Origin of the sequence: Aeromonas sp. R6-2 (assembly GCF_040908155.1) — a bacterium.
In the GTDB taxonomy this organism is placed as follows: domain Bacteria; phylum Pseudomonadota; class Gammaproteobacteria; order Enterobacterales; family Aeromonadaceae; genus Aeromonas; species Aeromonas schubertii.
On the sequence record NZ_JBFODE010000037.1, the window covers coordinates 93877 to 109864 of the forward strand.

Here is a 15988-nt window from a genome sequence, read left to right on the forward strand (position 1 = left end):
TGATGGATTGTTTGTCTCTTATACAAAAAGGTGGATGTCCCAAGATATTTTCAAGGTGGATGTCCCAAGATAAAGAGAGGGCATATTTGCATCAGAAGGTGCGTTCGGAGCTCCCTTGTGCTGGAGGCGGCGTCGCTGCCGGCAAGAAGGGACGTTGGGGCGGGAGACGGGCAAGTCGTTATGCCGGTTTTGGTCCCTGACCCTTTGTGCTAGAATGTGCCCCACTTTGACTCAAGGCCTCTATCACAGGACTGCCCATGAAGGTTATCGAAGGGAATATTGCCGCCCCCGAGGCGCGTGTCGCCATCGTCGTGGCTCGTTTCAACAGCTTCATCAATGACAGCCTGGTAGAAGGCGCCCTTGATGTGCTCAAGCGTCAGGGCCAGATCGCCGATCACAACATCACCCTGGTCAAGGTACCGGGTGCTGTCGAGATCCCGCTGGCGGTCAAGAAGCTGGCCAAGAGCGGCCAGTACAATGCCGTTGTGGCGCTGGGTACCGTGATCCGGGGTGGTACTTACCACTTCGATCTGGTCGCCAATGAAAACAGCAAGGGCATGGCCCAGGTGATGATGGAGTACGAGATCCCCGTCGCCTTTGGCGTGCTGACCACAGAAAATATCGAACAAGCCATCGAGCGCGCCGGTACCAAGGCGGGTAACAAGGGTGCAGAGGCTGCACTGAGTGCGCTCGAAATGATCAACGTCCTGAAGCAACTGGACGTGTAACGAGGAGAGAGAGATTGAAACCGTCTGAGCGCCGCAAAGCCCGCCATTTCGCCATCCAGGCCATCTATCAATGGCAGATGACCAAGGATAACGTGGGCGATATCGAGGAGCAGTTCAAGGTCGAGCAGGAGACCAAGGGCGTGGATCTCGCCTACTTCCGCGATCTGCTGTTTGGCGTTTCGCTGTATTGCAACGATCTGGACAAGGTCTTCTCGCCCTTCCTCTCCCGTCCGCTGGAAGAGGTGGATCTGGTGGACAAGGCGATCCTGCGCCTGGCTACCTACGAGCTGACCCGTCGTGATGATGTGCCGCCCCGTGTGGCCATCAACGAGGCGATCGAGCTGGCCAAGGCCTTCGCCGCCGAAGACAGCCACAAGTTTGTCAACGGTGTGCTGGACAAGGTCGTCAAATCCCTGGGTAAGCAGTAAGCGCGGCCCAAAACCGAATAAGAGAGGAGCCAGCGCAAGCTGGCTTTTTATTGCATGGGTGAATTCGAGCTGATCGACAAGTACTTCAAGGTGGCCCACCACCGCAAGGATGTAGTGTTGGGGCCGGGGGATGATTGTGCCCTGCTGACCCTGCCTCCCGATACCCAGCTGGCGGTGAGCACCGATACCCTGGTGAGCGGGGTACACTTCCTGCCCGAGATGGACCCGGTGGATCTCGGCTACAAGGCGCTGGCGGTGAACCTCTCGGATCTCGCCGCCATGGGCGCCGAGCCCCGCTGGGTCTCCCTGGCGTTGACCCTGCCCGCCATCAACGAGCCCTGGGTCGCCGGCTTTGCCGAAGGATTTCTGGAGCTCGCCGAGTACTACAACGTGGCCCTGGTCGGGGGTGACATGACCCGTGGCCCACTCTCCATCACGGTTTCTGTCAAGGGAACTGTGCCCAGCGGCAAGGCCCTGCTGCGCAGCGGCGCCAAGGCCGGTGACGGCATCTATGTGACCGGGACGCTCGGTGACGCCGCCCTGGCCCTGAGCCACCTGCTGGCCAGACGTACCCTGAACGAAAACCAGCTGGCGGCCGTGCTGCCCCGCCTCGATCACCCTCATCCCCGCATCCTGGCGGGTCAGGCCCTGCGCGGCATCGCCAACGCGGCCCTCGATCTCTCCGACGGACTGGCGTCGGATCTGGGGCACGTGCTGCGCGCCTCCGGTGTGCGCGCCCAGATCGATCTGGACGCCTTGCCCCTGTCGCCGGTGCTGCAGGATGCGGTCTCCCCCGAGCAGGCGTGGCAGCTGGCCCTGGCCGGCGGCGACGACTACGAACTCCTCTTCACCGTGCCCGAAGAGCATCGCGGCGTGCTCGATACCGCCCTGGCCCATAGCGGGGTCAAGTTCACCCGTATCGGTCGCATTCTGGCCGGTGAGCCGGGAATCGAGTGGTTGCTGGCCGACAAGCCGGTCAGCCTGACCCTCAAGGGGTGGGACCACTTCGCATGATCAAACCCGAGCTGAAACGTCTTAACCTTGCCAACCCCCTCCACCTGCTGGCGGTGGGGTTTGGCTCCGGCCTCTCCCCCAAGGCCCCGGGAACCATGGGGACCCTGGTCGCCGTCCCCCTCTATCTGTTGGTGAGCGGCCTGCCTACCCCCTGGTTTATCGCCCTGCTGGTCGTGGGCTTTGTGGCCGGCATCCATATCTGTCAGGTGGCGACCGATGCCATCGGCATGGCCGATCACGGGGGGATCGTCTGGGACGAGATCATCGGTTTCGGGGTTACCATGATAGCCGCCCCGGCCGGCTGGGCCTGGGTGGTGGCCGGGTTCGCCCTGTTTCGCCTCTTCGATGTGATCAAACCCTGGCCCATCTCCTGGTTTGATCGCCGCATCCACGGTGGGTTCGGCATCATGCTCGATGATCTCATTGCCGGCCTCTTCGCCCTGATCTGTATGCAATTATTGGCCCACTGGTGGGGATGAGGGGTCATCCGGCAGAAGGGGACGCCATGGCGTCCCCTATTTTTTTCTGATTAATTGTTAATCACTGGTGCTCTATGCCAAGCAGAAGGCTTTGTGAATAAAAATTCACTACAAAGCTTCGTAAGAATCCTTTCATCAAAAAAGAGAAACACTCTGCTTGTTGTGCTCTTGTTTATTAGTGATTTCTGCTCGAGCATGATTGTGTGGGATTTATAGCTGTTTTTCTGCTTATGTTGTGATTTTTTATCTGTTTACACTCTTTCGGTCGATGCCGAGGTGACGGAATTGTATAAATCCATCATTTACACGGGGGGGTAAACAGTTTAGGTTACAGGCGGGTTATTCCAAAAAAATGCAAAAAACCCGCGCGGATCGCTGGTTTGCCTGTCTCACGGAGTGAGCCTGCCGAGGCTCGAGACCAATCCGGCATCTGCGGACTGTTTATGGACGAATTTGTTTGGGACGGATGTCCCCCGCAGAGGTAACCATGTCCTTGCTCGAAGTAAAGAACCTGCGGATCGAGTACCCCTCCCGCTACGGGGTGCACGCCGCGGTAAAGGATCTCTCTTTCTCCATTGAGAAGGGGGAGATCGTCGGTGTAGTCGGTGAGTCCGGCGCCGGCAAATCCACCATAGGCAATGCCATCATCGATCTGTTGAGTCCACCGGGGCGCATCGCCCGGGGGGATATCTATCTCAATGGAGAGCTCATCTCTGGCCTTGGCCAGGGAGCGATGCGCGCCATCCGTGGCTCGCGTATCGGCTTCATCTTTCAGGATCCCATGACCTCCCTGAACCCCCTGTTCACGGTAGAGCGGCAGCTGGTCGAGACCATACTCGCCAACACCGAGCTAACCCGTCAGCAGGCCTTCGACAAGGCCCTTGAGCTGATGCAGGCGGTGGGGATCCCAAGTCCGGAGCTGCGCATCAAGCAGTATCCGCACCAGTTTTCCGGCGGCATGCGCCAGCGGGTGGTGATCGCCATCGCCCTGTCGTGCGACCCCGAGCTCATCATCGCCGACGAGCCGACCACGGCGCTGGACGTCTCTATCCAGGATCAGATCCTCCAGCTCATTCGCACCCTGTGCAAGGAGCGTCAGGTGGGCTGCATGCTGGTCACCCACGACATGGGGGTGGTCTCCAACGTCACCGACAAGGTGGTGGTGATGTATCGCGGTGATCTGGTGGAGTTTGGCACCACAGAGCAGGTGCTGGGCGCCCCCGAGCACCCCTATACCCGCAGCCTCATCTCGGCGGTGCCGCGCTCGGATGTCAAGCTGGTGCGCTTCCCGCTGGTCTCCTACATCGAGGATGCCAGTGCCCCCGACACCAGCATCGATCTCAAGACCCACTGGCTAGGCCAAAGCCAGGATGAGCGCCCCTATGAGGGGGCCCTGTTGCGGGTCGAGCATGTGGATCTCAAGTTTGTCACCAAAGACTCCCTGTTCCCGAGTCGTCGCCAGTATGTGCAGGCGTGCAGCGACATCAGCTTCGAGATCTTCGAAGGGGAGACCTTCGGTTTGGTGGGGGAGTCGGGCTCCGGCAAGTCCACCATAGCCCGCGCCATCACAGGCCTCTATCCGCCCGACAGCGGCAAGATAGTGTTTGAGGGGGTCGATCTCACCGCCCTCAAGGGTGAGCATGAGCGCCGTCCCCTGCGTCGCCAGATGCAGATGGTGTTCCAGAATCCCTATTCGTCGATGAACCCGCGCATGAAGGTGCGTGACATCATCGCCGAGCCGATCCGCTTCCACCGCCTCGCCCAGAGCGAGCGACAGATAGAGCAGATCGTCGGGGACCTGCTCGATCACGTGGGGCTCGGCCGCGGGGCCGGAGTCAAGTATCCCCATGAATTTTCCGGCGGCCAGCGCCAGCGCATCTCGATTGCCCGTGCCCTGGCTACCCGTCCTCGTTTCCTCATCTGCGACGAGCCGACCTCGGCGCTGGATGTGTCGGTGCAGGCCCAGATCCTCAACCTGCTCAAGGATCTGCAGCAGGAGTTGGGGCTCACCATGCTGTTTATCAGCCACGACCTGCCGGTCATCCGCCAGATGTGTGACCGCATCGGGGTGATGAAACACGGTCATCTGGTCGAGGTGGCCGAGACCGAGAAGCTGTTTACCAATGCCGAGCATGAGTACAGCCGCAAGCTGATCTCGTTGATGCCGGAGTTCAAGGGAATGTCCCGCGAGGGGCTGGAAATCGCAAGCTAAAACAAAGAGATACGCATGGAGAACAAGATGAAGAAAGGAATGTCCAAGGTTGCAATGGCGCTGCTGGCCGCTGGCCTGGCCTTCAATGTCTCTGCCGCCGATATCAAGGTGGCCGTGGCCTCCGACCCGACCTCGCTGGATCCCCAGGAGCAGCTCTCCGGCCAGACCCTGGAGATGTCTCACCTGGTGTTCGATCCCCTGATGCGCTGGACGCAAGATCTGCAATTCGAGCCGCGCCTGGCCGAGAAGTACGAGCGCATCGACGACAAGACCGTCCGCTTCCACCTGCGCAAGGGCGTCAAGTTCCACTCCGGCAACGACTTTACCGCCGATGACGTGGTGTGGACCGTCAACCGTCTGAAGGCCTCCCCGGACTTCAAGGCGATCTTCGATCCCATCGCCGAGGCCAAGAAGGTCGACGACTACACCGTCGATCTGGTGACCGTGAACCCCTATCCGCTGATCCTGCAGACCGTCACCTATATCTTCCCGATGGACTCCAAGTTCTACACCGGCAAGACCGAGGATGGTAAGGACAAGGCCGAGATCGTGAAAAATGGTGCGTCGTTTGCCTCCACCAACGTCTCCGGTACCGGTCCGTTCACCGTCAAGTTCCGCGAGCAGGGGGTCAAGCTCGACTACGCCCGCAACCCCAACTACTGGGACAAAGCCTCCAAGGGTAACGTCGAAAACCTGACCCTGGTGCCGATCAAGGAAGACGCGACCCGCGTGGCCGCCCTGCTGGGTGGCGATGTGGACGTCATCTACCCGGTCGCCCCGAACGATCTGGACCGCGTCGAGAAGGGGGCAAGCACCCAGCTGGTGACCCTCTCCGGTACCCGCGCCATCATCATCGAGCTGAACCAGAACACCAACCCGGCCCTGAAAGACAAGCGCGTACGCCAGGCCATCGACTACGCCATCAACCAGGTGGGTATCGTCGAGAAGATCAACAAGGGTTTCGGTACCCCGGCAGGGCAGTTGAGCCCGAAGGGCTACGCCGGTTATAACGAGGCACTGACCCCCCGTTACGATCTGGCCAAGGCCAAGGCGCTGATGAAGGAAGCGGGTTACGAGAAGGGGCTCAAGCTCTCCTTTATCTCCCCGGCCGGTCGTTACGTGAACGATGTGAAGATTGCTCAGGCCGTCTCCGCCATGCTCTCCAAGATCAACATCAAGGTAGATCTGAAGACCATGCCGGTAGCCCAGTACTGGCCGGAGTTTGACAAGTGCGCCGCCGACATGCAGGTGATTGGCTGGCACTCCGACACCGAGGACAGCGCCAACTTCTTCGAGTTCCTCACCTTCAGCAAGGACGCCAAGACCGGCATGGGTCAATACAACTGCTCCGGCTATGCCAACGCCGAGGCTGACAAGCTGGTGACCGAGGCCAACGCCGAGACCGATCCGGCCAAGCGTGCCGCCATGTTGCAGAAGGTCGAGGCGATCCTGGCCGAGGATGCTCCCTTCGTGCCCCTGCACTGGGAAAACCTCGCCTATGGGGCCAAGAAGAGTGCCGACATCAAGCCGGTGGTCAACGTGATGAACTTCCCCTACTTCGGGGATCTGGTCATCAAGCAGTAAGGCGTCTGCCACCAAGGACCCGGCGGGGGCGCGAGCCCCCGCCTTGATGGAAAGCCTGCACCCATAAAGCAGGCCACGTAGAAGGACCAGCATGTTTACATTTCTGCTCAAGCGGCTCTACCAGGCGATCATAGTGATGTTCGTCATCAGCCTGGTGGCCTTCTCAATTCAGGACAACCTGGGTGACCCCCTGCGCGAGCTGGTGGGGCAGTCGGTGTCCGAGGCGCAGCGCCAGATCCTGCGCGATCAGATGGGACTCAACGATCCCTTCCTGGTGAAATATGCCCGCTTCCTCAAGGGGGCCATTCACGGGGATCTCGGCACCTCCTACTTCTTCAAGCGACCGGCCCTCGAGGTGATCCTCGACAAGCTGGTAGCGACCCTGGAGCTGGTCTTCGGGGCTTCTCTCATCATCGTCTTCGTCTCGATTCCGCTCGGGGTCTATTCCGCCATTCGCCCGCGCAGCATACTGACCAAGATCATCATGGGGGTGAGCAGCATCGGCATCTCTATCCCTGTGTTCCTCACCGCCATCATGTTGATGTACCTCTTCTCCATCCACCTGGGCTGGCTGCCGGCCTATGGTCGCGGCGAGACCGCCAACGTGCTGGGATGGGAGTCGGGCTTCTTCACTCTGGACGGTATCTTGCACCTGATCCTGCCGAGTGTGGCCCTCTCCTCCATCATGCTGCCCCTGTTTATCCGGCTGGTGCGCTCAGAGATGCTCGAGCAGCTCTCCTCCGAGTATGTGAAATTTGCCCGGGCCAAGGGGCTCGATGACAACCAGGTCTACTATCGCCATGCGCTCAAGAACACCATGCTGCCGGTCATTACCGTCGGTGGCGTACAGATCGGCACCATGGTGGCCTACACCATACTGACCGAGAGCGTGTTCCAGTGGCCGGGAACGGGGTTTCTGTTTCTCGAGGCGATCCACCGGGTTGATACTCCGCTTATCACCGCCTACGTCATCTTCGTCGGGCTCATCTTCGTGGTGACCAACACCCTGGTGGACCTCCTCTATGGTCTCATCAACCCGACCGTTAACCTGACAGCCAAGGGGTAAGCATGACTCACGCCGTGACCGCGAGCCGCTGGGCCCGCTTCAAAAACTCCGACATCGTCTACTACTTCCTGTGTGACAAGGTGGCGATGTTCAGCTTCGTGGTGTTTCTGGTCTATGTGGTGGCCGCCCTGCTGGCCCCCTGGATAGCGCCGCACAATGTGTACGATCAGACCAGCTTCGATCTGATGGATGCCGAGATCCCGCCCTCCTGGCTGGAGGGGGGCGATCCCCGCTTCTGGCTCGGTACTGATAACCAGGGGCGTGACATCTGGAGCACCATCCTCTATGGCTCGCGTATCTCGCTCACCATAGGCCTGTTTGCCGTGGGTCTGCAGATGACCCTGGGGGTGGTGATCGGACTCATGGCCGGTTACTTCGGCGGTCGCATCGACAACCTGTTGATGCGCTTCGCCGATGTCCAGCTCTCCTTCTCCACCATGATGGTGGCCATCATCGTCTCGGCCATCTTCCAGGCGGCCTTTGGCTCTGATTTCTTCTCTCAGTACGCCATCCTGATGCTGGTGGTGATCATCGGCGTGGCCGAGTGGCCCCAGTACGCCCGTACCGTGCGCGCCTCGGTACTGGCCGAGAAGAAGAAGGAGTATGTGGAGGCGGCCAAGGTGATGGGCTTTCGTGCCCCGCGCATCATGTTTCGCCACATCCTGCCCAACTGTCTGTCGCCGATCCTGGTGATCTCGACCGTGCAGGTGGCCAACGCCATCATGAGCGAGGCGGCCCTCTCCTTCCTGGGCCTTGGTATGCCGGTGGACCAGCCGTCGCTGGGGTCGCTGATCAGCGTGGGCTTTAACTACATCTTCTCCGGCTCCTGGTGGATCACCGCCTTTCCGGGCATCTGTCTGGTGCTGCTGGTGCTGGTCATCAACCTGCTCGGTGACTGGTTGCGAGACGTGTTCAACCCCAAGATCTACAAGGGATAATCCTTCCAACAGGGCCTGCGGGCCCTGTTATCTTTCTGTCATCTTGAAGGGATAAGGTGCCTGCCAGCCCCATGACAGAAGGATGTCACCATGAAACGTTCCCTGGCCGCACTCTGCCTCACCGCCCTCTGCGCCGCCCCCGCGCAGGCCGAAGTGCGCCTCACTCTTCCTGACGACCTGGTACTGCTTGGCTCCGCTCAAGGCCACGCGCAGGGGCAGAGCGTGACCCTGCCTGACGGTGTCAATCAGCTTCTGCTGCAGTATGACGGCGTAGAGGAGAGCCGCAGCTCGAGCGAGAGTGATCGCCACTACCGCTCCCGTCCCCAGGTGCTGCGCTTCGAGGCGAGCAACACCAGCCTGCAACTGACGGGATTGCCGGATGAACGGGGCGACAAGGCGCGCTTTGCCGAGCACCCGGTGCTGACCCTGCACGACGGCGCTGGCCAGCCGGTGAACCTGGTACAAGACGAGCTGGCCGTGAGCGGCCTGCAGATCGGGGTGGACTGGAGTGGCAAGCTGGCCGACTACAACCGCGGCACCGGCAAGGCCGCTTGGGCCGCCGCCGGCGTCGTGTCTGCCACGGCGCCTGCCGACACCCTGGAGGCCGAGTTGCAGCGCCTCTTCCTCGGCGCCGATCCTGCCCTCAAGCGCCGCTTTATCGGCTGGGCCGCCAATCAGCTTTGAGTTCCTCCTCCCTTGCAGTATGGTGGGCGCAGTCTTGTGTCCACCGGAGTCCTCTCCATGTTTGAACTGCATCCCCGCCTCGCCGCCGACACCCGGGTACTGGGCGATCTTCCCCTCTGCCGCGTGTTGCTGTCGCGCGATAGCAACTACCCCTGGCTCATCCTGGTGCCGCGCATCGATAACTTGCGCGAGATCCACCATCTGGCTGAGTCCGACCGCCAGCAGCTGATGCGTGAGTCCTGTGCCGTTGCCGCCCTGATGGAGGCGAGCCTGCAGCCGGACAAGATCAATATCGGCGCTCTCGGTAACCTGGTGCCCCAGCTGCACCTGCACCATGTGGCTCGTTTCACCGGCGACGCCGCCTGGCCGGGCCCCATCTGGGGGGCCAAGCCGGCGCAACCCTATGAGGAGGCCGGACTCGAGAAGCAGGTGGCCCTCTGGCAACACCGCCTGGTGGGGGTAGAGGGGTTCGTATCGGCCTGATTGGTGATGCAGGCCTCAACTGGGAGCCAGATCTCGGCCTGTCCATGATCTCGCTCCGGGCAAAGCGGGACTATGGTATAGATAGTCCCACCGCAACGTGTTCAGGATGTCACATGATGTTTAACAAAGATGAAGAGTCCCGGGTATTGACCACAGAGGATGTGCTGCTCAGCCTCTGCCATTCGGTAACCGGTGTACTCAGTGCCGCTACCCAGAGCCAGGTCCGTTTCTCCGGCATGGTACAGCGCATCAGCAAGACCTGCCTCAAGCCCGATATCGGTTGCTTCGTGCTGTTCGACGGTGGTTTCTCCGGCCTGGTGGTGATCAACTTCTCCGCCGCCGCCGCCATGGAGCTCTATCAAAACTACATGTTGAGCATGGGGCTCTCCAAGGAGGATCTGGCCATCTCTCACACCTCGGATGAGGTGAGCAATGTGATGGGTGAGTTGATGAACCAGATCGTCGGCAGCTTCACCGGCAAGGTCGGGCGTGAGCTGCAGACTCACATCACCCAGAACCAGCCCAAGATGCTGGCTCTTAACAAGCAGGTGATGCTGAGTGTCGACACCAATCTGGACCATCCCGAGTCGCGCCGAGTCACCTTCTTTACCTCCAATAACAACATCTTCTACCTGGAGCTTGCCATGGACCGTACCGAGTTCATCAAGATTCACGATGGGGAGGTGCACGAGGAGATCGATCCGGACGAGCTGATCGCCCAGGCCAACCAGGCCAAGCCTGCCGCCCCGGCGCCGGCTGCCGCAGGGGGGGGCGATCACGACGATCTGCTCGACTCACTCGGGATCTGATCCCTCATAGCAAGAGGCCACCGCGAGGTGGCCTTTTTCGTTTTAAGGGGCAGGAAAGAGGGCGCCAAGTACGGCGGGGCGTGCGGCTCCCGTCACCGCCGGCAAATTGCCGGGCTCACGGGCGAGAAAGCGCTGCGCCAGCCAGGCGAAGGCTGCACCTTCGACCCAGTCCGGGTGGATGCCGAGGGCACAGGTGTCCGCTATCTGCCAGCGGGGTGACAGGGCTGCCAGGCGAGCCATCAGAAGCGGATTATGGGCCCCGCCGCCGCAGACGAAGAGTGAGCCTGCCCGGGCCGGCAGGGCATCGGCAATGGAGCGGGCAGTCAGCTCCAGCAGGGTCCGCTGCACATCGGCCGGTGCCAGTGCGGGGTATCCGGTGAGCAAGTGATCGAGCCAGGCCAGGGTAAAGGTCTCGCGCCCCGTGCTCTTGGGGTGGGGCTGGGCGAAGTAGGGGTGGGCAAGCAGCTCCCCGAGCAGCGCCTCGTGCACCTCTCCCTCAGAGGCCCAGGCCGCGCCGGCATCGAAGCTGCCGCCCCGGTGGCGCCGGTGCCAGCCGTCGAGCAGGGTGTTACCCGGGCCTGTATCGAAGCCGTAGACCCCCTCAGGGGGGCCCGGCAGCACCGAGAGGTTGGCGATGCCGCCGATGTTGAGGACTACGCGAGGCTCTGCCTGGCTGGCAAAACAGGCCTGATGGAAGGCGGGCACCAGGGGGGCCCCCTGACCGCCCAGGGCCATGTCCATGGTGCGAAAATCGGCCACCACGTCGATCCCTGTCAGGGCGGCCAGCCGGTGGCCATTGCCGATCTGCAGGGTGAAGCCGAGCTCGGGTCGGTGGCGTACCGTCTGACCGTGGGAGCCGATGGCCCTGATGTCATTCGCCGTCAGCCCCGCCTTGGCCAGCAGGGCCAGGGTGGCGGCGGCAAACTCGTCGGCCACCCGGTTATCGGCGACCCCGAGCCTGTCTATTTCGTTCTCTCCGGGCATGCAGAGAGCATGCAGCTCGCCGGCCACTGTGGTGGGCCAGGGGTGGCACAGGGCACTCTCTACCTCCCAGCACGTCTGGTCGCCTTGGGAGGGGCTGCGGCGTATCAGCACCGCATCGATGCCATCCATGCTGGTGCCGGACATGAGTCCTATGTAGCGCTCTCTCATGGTTTCTCCCGGCTCATGGCCAATCTGTCATCCCCCGGACTGTCGAGGCGGGCGAGCAGGGGGGCGCTGCTGGCGCGAAACGCCTTGAGCTCCCGTCCTGCCAGTGCCTCGGCCTTGGGCAGGGTGACGGTGCGTGGATTCTTGTGCACACCCGCCACCAGAAACTCGTAGTGCAGGTGCGGGCCTGTGACGCGCCCGGTGCCACCCAGCAGGCCGATGGTCTCACCCTGTTTGACCCTCTGTCCCTTGTTGACCATGCGCTTGGAGAGGTGCAGGTACTTGGTGACATAGGTGCTGTCGTGGCGGATGAAGACGTAGTTACCGTTGAACTGGTTGTAACCGGCGGCCACCACGTTGCCGGAGCCGGAGGCCATGATGGGGGTACCCACAGGTGCCACATAGTCGATGCCGTTATGGGGGCGAACCTTGCCGGTGACCGGATGCAGGCGGCGCGGGTTGAAGTTGGAGCTGATGTAGCGGAAGTTGACCGGTGCGCGCAGGAAGCTCTTGCGCATCGCCTTTCCCTCCGGGGTGTAGTAGGTACCATCCTCCCCCAGAATGGCGCGATAGCGCTCTCCCTGATTGACGAACTCGGCGGCCAGTATGTCGCCGGCGGCGACCCGCTCGTCGTCCCGGTATTTGTCCTGATAGATGACGGTGAAGCGATCGCCCGGTTGCAGGTCCTGGGCAAAGTCGATATCCCAGCCGAAGATGGTGGCCAGACTCATGATCTGCGGCTCGTCCAGGCCGGCCTCCACCGCCGAGCCCCAGAAGCTGGCGCGGATCTCCCCCTGAGCCAGACTCTCGCGGGTATCGAGGTCAATCTTGAGGTGGCGGGCCGCGAAACGCTCTCCATCCCGGCTCACCCTGAGGGTCTGATCCAGGCTATGGGGGTAATAGAGGCTGTGGAGATCCCCTTGCGGGGTCAGCTTGAAGGTGAGCTCGTCGCCGGGCTTGAGGCGGCGCAATGGCTCGGCCGCTGCCAGCTGATCGATGGTGTGCAGATCGCCGCTGTCGAGGCCAAGGCGCTGGAAGATGACGCCCATGTTATCCCCGCTGCGTACCGTGACATTGCGGGTTACCAACTTGGGCTTGGCGGGCGTCACCGGCCCGGATGGCACGAGCTGAGGGGGCGGCGACGGTTCGGACACGGTGCGAATCGCTTCGACACGCTCGCTCGGCCAGATGGCCAGCATCATGGTCAGAATTCCCACGATCAGCACCATTCGGCGGTGCCAATGGGGGAGGTTAGTAAAGGCGTTCCAGATAGCCATGAAAAAGGGGGGACAAACGAGCACAATGCCGCGATTTTACAGGCTTTCCAATTGTCCTGCCATTCCAGTAAGATGAGCGGTCTTGTGGAAACGTGATTGGAGAGTCAAAACATGTCCCAGCTCGAGATGGCGCTGGCCGAGATCAAACGCGGAGCAGAAGAGATCCTGGTTGAAGAGGAACTGGTTGCCAAGTTGAAGGAAGGGCGCCCGCTGCGCATCAAGCTGGGGATGGATCCGACCGCCCCGGACATTCACCTGGGCCACACCGTCATCCTCAACAAGCTGAAGACTTTCCAGGATTTGGGCCATGAGGTGATCCTGCTCATCGGTGACTTCACCGCCCTGGTGGGGGACCCCTCCGGCAAGAACGCCACCCGTCCGCCGCTCTCCGAAGAGGCGATCAAGCACAACGCCATGACCTACGCCGAGCAGGCGTTCAAGATCCTCGACCCGGCCAAGACCCGTATCGAGTACAACTCCAGCTGGCTCAAGGAGCTGGGGGCGACCGGCATGATCAAGCTGGCGGCCAAGCAGACCGTGGCCCGCATGCTCGAGCGCGACGACTTCAAGAAGCGCTACGCCGGCGGTCAGTCCATCGCCATCCACGAGTTCCTCTACCCGCTGCTGCAAGGCTATGACTCTGTGGCCCTCAAGGCCGACGTCGAGCTGGGCGGTACCGACCAGAAGTTCAACCTGCTGATGGGGCGCGAGCTGCAAAAGGACGCCGGCATGGCGACCCAGTGTGTGCTGATGATGCCACTCTTGGTGGGGCTGGACGGGGTCAAGAAGATGTCCAAGTCGGCCAATAACTACATCGGTGTGCACGATGCCCCGAACGAGATGTTCGGAAAGATCATGTCCATCAGCGACACCCTGATGTGGAACTACTACGAGCTGCTCTCCTTCCGTCCCCTGAGCGACATCGAAGGGTTCAAGGCGGGCATCGAGGCCGGTACCCTCAATCCGCGTGACGTGAAGATCTGGCTGGCCAAGGAGATCATCGCCCGTTACCACGACGAGGCGGCGGCCGAGGCGGCTCACGAGGACTTCACCCAGCGCTTCTCCAAGAACGCTATCCCGGACGAGATGCCGGAGCTGACCCTGGCCCTGGAAGGGGAGGGGATGCCGGTGGCCAACCTGCTCAAGGAGGCCGGCCTGGTGGAGACCACCTCCGAGGCCCTGCGCATGATCAAGCAGGGGGCGGTCAAGATCGACGGCGAGAAGCTGGATGACGGCAAGGCGCTGCTGGGTGCCGGTACCGCCGTCTATCAGGTGGGCAAGCGCAAGTTCGCGCGCATCACCCTGGCGTAAGCGGTGCTTACCTTGCCAAGAGGCCTCCTTCGGGAGGCCTTTTTTGTATCTGACAAATGAGCCGGCGCAGGGCCGCGCTGCGCGGGTGGGGGCGGGTGGCCAGGCTCACCTCGGTGATGAGCCCCCCTCCCAGCACAGGGTGATAGCTCACTCCTTGGGGATGCAGGGCTGCCACCGAGCGCGGCACCAGCGTGATGCCAAACCCCGCCTGCACCATGCCTACCGTCGAGATCACCTGGGGGCACTCGTGGCCGAGCCGTGGCACAAAGCCGGCCCCCTGGCACAGGCCGATCACCCCGTCGTAGAGACCGGGACCTATGTCGCGCGGGAACAGGATAAAGGACTCATCGCGCAGCTGATGCATGGCCAGAGCATCGGCACCGGCCAGGGGATGCCGGGCGGGCAGGGCGATCACCAGTGGTTCGCGCTCAATCAGGTGATGCGCCAGGTCGGCACTGGCGCTGCACGGCAGGCGAAGAATGGCGGCGTCGAGCCGCTCGTCGTAGAGGGCGGCGACCAACCCCGGCATGCTCCCCTCCTGGGGAGTGAGCATGACCTCGGGGTGGCGCTCGCGAAAGTCGTGCAGCAAGGCCAGCACCGCCGGATGGAGCACGGTGGAGCCGGCGAAACCGATACGCAGGACCCCCGCCTCGCCGCGGGCGATGCGTTCGACCCGCTGACGTGCCCCTTCCGCCAGGGACAGGATGCGGGCCGCATCTTGATAGAGGCTCTCGCCCGCTTCGGTGAGCTCGACGCTGCGGGTCAGGCGGCGCAGCAGGGGAGTGCCCAACCCCTCCTCCAACTTGCGAATTTGCTGGCTCAGGGGCGGTTGAGCCATGCCGAGGCGCTCGGCGGCGCGGGTGAAGCTGCGCAGCTTAGCCACCGTCATGAAGTATCTGAGGGTTCGCAGTTCCATATCGAAGGCGTCTCGAAGTCGTGGGTGCTGAGTATTGGTCATCGGAGTGTGAACTGGGTCACCATTGACTCCGAACAGTAACAGGACGAGATCGAGAGGTGAAACTCAAATGGGAGAGATTGCCGTATCTGACAGCCAGGATAGCTGCGCGCTTGAGGTGAGTCGCCAGTTTGACCGCTGGCGCCGCCATCAGGATGAGGGTGTGATCTATCAGAGCTCCCTGATGAGCGCCCTGCTGGCCGGCGTTTACGAGGGGGAGACCACCATGAGTGAGCTTCTGCACCATGGAGACTTTGGTCTCGGCACCTTCAACCACCTCGACGGGGAGCTGATCGCCTTCGAGCGGCAGATCCATCAGCTGAAAGCCGACGGCTCCGCGCGTCGGGCCGATCCCTGGCAGAAGACGCCGTTCGCCGTGATGACCCAGTTTCGCCCCTGCCTGGAGCGGCACTTCGACCACCCCCTGAGCCGGGATGAGATCCACCAGTGGGTCGATCGCCTGGTGGGGTCGGACAATGTCTTCGTGGCCCTGCGTCTCGATGGTCGATTCGAAACCGCCAAGGTGCGCACAGTGCCGCGCCAGAGCCCACCCTATAAGCCCATGCTGGAGGCCATCGAGGCGCAGCCGCTGTTTCGCCTGGCCGGGGTGGAGGGAACCCTGGTTGGCTTTCGCTGCCCCCCTTTCGTGCAGGGGATCAACGTGGCGGGATTTCATGAGCACATGATCACAGAGGATCGCTGCTGCGGAGGCCACCTGCTCGACTACGCCATGGCGCACGGTACGCTGCGCCTCTGTGTGGTGCGCCATCTCAATCTGACACTGTCGCCCGACACCGCTTTTCGGGGCGCCAACCTCTGCCCGGCCGAACTGGATCGGGCGATCCGCGCCGCCGAAGGCTGACACACAAGG

General features: G+C 61.9%; 16 protein-coding genes. 13 read left to right on the forward strand and 3 right to left on the reverse strand.

Annotated features, from left to right (window positions below; translation table 11 throughout):
* Positions 1-257: 257 nt before the first annotated feature.
* The 11 genes from ribE to AB5Y48_RS09230 all read left to right on the forward strand — a co-directional run bounded on the left by ribE (position 258) and on the right by AB5Y48_RS09230 (position 10425).
* Positions 258-728 carry a 6,7-dimethyl-8-ribityllumazine synthase gene (gene ribE / locus AB5Y48_RS09180; protein WP_050665834.1) on the forward strand — a complete coding sequence of 157 codons (471 nt, stop codon included), beginning with the start codon at positions 258-260 and terminating at the stop codon, positions 726-728.
* 14 nt (positions 729-742) lie between these two features.
* A complete protein-coding gene (gene nusB, locus AB5Y48_RS09185; RefSeq protein WP_050665833.1) occupies positions 743-1156 on the forward strand; it encodes a transcription antitermination factor NusB in 414 nt (137 codons plus the stop codon).
* A 54-nt stretch (positions 1157-1210) separates the two neighbouring features.
* A complete protein-coding gene (gene thiL / locus AB5Y48_RS09190; protein ID WP_050665832.1) occupies positions 1211-2170 on the forward strand; it encodes a thiamine-phosphate kinase in 960 nt (319 codons plus the stop codon).
* Entirely contained in the window at positions 2167-2649 is a 483-nt protein-coding gene (locus tag AB5Y48_RS09195; RefSeq protein WP_050665831.1) for a phosphatidylglycerophosphatase A, read from the forward strand. Before thiL ends, AB5Y48_RS09195 begins: the two co-directional genes overlap by 4 nt.
* A 487-nt stretch (positions 2650-3136) precedes the next feature.
* On the forward strand, positions 3137-4861 hold the full coding sequence (locus tag AB5Y48_RS09200) for an ABC transporter ATP-binding protein (protein WP_136613044.1): 1725 nt from the start codon (positions 3137-3139) through the stop codon (positions 4859-4861).
* A 27-nt stretch (positions 4862-4888) separates the two neighbouring features.
* Entirely contained in the window at positions 4889-6445 is a 1557-nt protein-coding gene (locus tag AB5Y48_RS09205; protein ID WP_060588218.1) for an ABC transporter substrate-binding protein, read from the forward strand.
* A gap of 91 nt (positions 6446-6536) precedes the next feature.
* Positions 6537-7511 (forward strand): ABC transporter permease, encoded by a 975-nt coding sequence (locus tag AB5Y48_RS09210; RefSeq protein WP_368164264.1) that lies wholly within the window; start codon positions 6537-6539, stop codon positions 7509-7511.
* A gap of 2 nt (positions 7512-7513) precedes the next feature.
* The gene (locus AB5Y48_RS09215; protein WP_368164265.1) at positions 7514-8449 is read left to right on the forward strand and encodes an ABC transporter permease; all 936 of its coding nucleotides are present in this window, start codon (positions 7514-7516) and stop codon (positions 8447-8449) included.
* Between the two features lie 90 nt (positions 8450-8539).
* Entirely contained in the window at positions 8540-9133 is a 594-nt protein-coding gene (locus tag AB5Y48_RS09220; RefSeq protein ID WP_136613045.1) for a DUF2057 family protein, read from the forward strand.
* Positions 9134-9190: 57 nt separating this feature from the next.
* A complete protein-coding gene (locus AB5Y48_RS09225; protein WP_368164266.1) occupies positions 9191-9616 on the forward strand; it encodes an HIT domain-containing protein in 426 nt (141 codons plus the stop codon).
* Between the two features lie 113 nt (positions 9617-9729).
* Entirely contained in the window at positions 9730-10425 is a 696-nt protein-coding gene (locus tag AB5Y48_RS09230) for a DUF3334 family protein (RefSeq protein WP_050665825.1), read from the forward strand.
* A gap of 42 nt (positions 10426-10467) precedes the next feature.
* On the opposite strand, the gene AB5Y48_RS09235 is transcribed toward AB5Y48_RS09230, so the two are convergent.
* The gene (locus tag AB5Y48_RS09235; protein ID WP_368164267.1) at positions 10468-11577 is read right to left on the reverse strand and encodes an anhydro-N-acetylmuramic acid kinase; all 1110 of its coding nucleotides are present in this window, start codon (positions 11575-11577) and stop codon (positions 10468-10470) included.
* Positions 11574-12851: a peptidoglycan DD-metalloendopeptidase family protein gene (locus AB5Y48_RS09240; protein WP_368164268.1), complete on the reverse strand. Its 1278-nt coding sequence runs from the start codon at positions 12849-12851 to the stop codon at positions 11574-11576. Before AB5Y48_RS09240 ends, AB5Y48_RS09235 begins: the two co-directional genes overlap by 4 nt.
* 111 nt (positions 12852-12962) lie before the next feature.
* On the opposite strand from AB5Y48_RS09240, the gene tyrS reads away from it, so the two are divergent.
* Positions 12963-14162, forward strand: coding sequence for a tyrosine--tRNA ligase (gene tyrS / locus AB5Y48_RS09245; protein WP_005349086.1), 1200 nt, complete (start codon positions 12963-12965; stop codon positions 14160-14162).
* A 7-nt stretch (positions 14163-14169) separates the two neighbouring features.
* Here tyrS and AB5Y48_RS09250 read toward each other — a convergent pair whose 3' ends face one another.
* The gene (locus AB5Y48_RS09250) at positions 14170-15078 is read right to left on the reverse strand and encodes a LysR substrate-binding domain-containing protein (protein ID WP_050665822.1); all 909 of its coding nucleotides are present in this window, start codon (positions 15076-15078) and stop codon (positions 14170-14172) included.
* 109 nt (positions 15079-15187) lie between these two features.
* Here AB5Y48_RS09250 and budA point away from each other — a divergent pair, with 109 nt between their 5' ends.
* The gene (budA, locus tag AB5Y48_RS09255) at positions 15188-15979 is read left to right on the forward strand and encodes an acetolactate decarboxylase (protein ID WP_050665821.1); all 792 of its coding nucleotides are present in this window, start codon (positions 15188-15190) and stop codon (positions 15977-15979) included.
* Positions 15980-15988 lie beyond the last annotated feature (9 nt).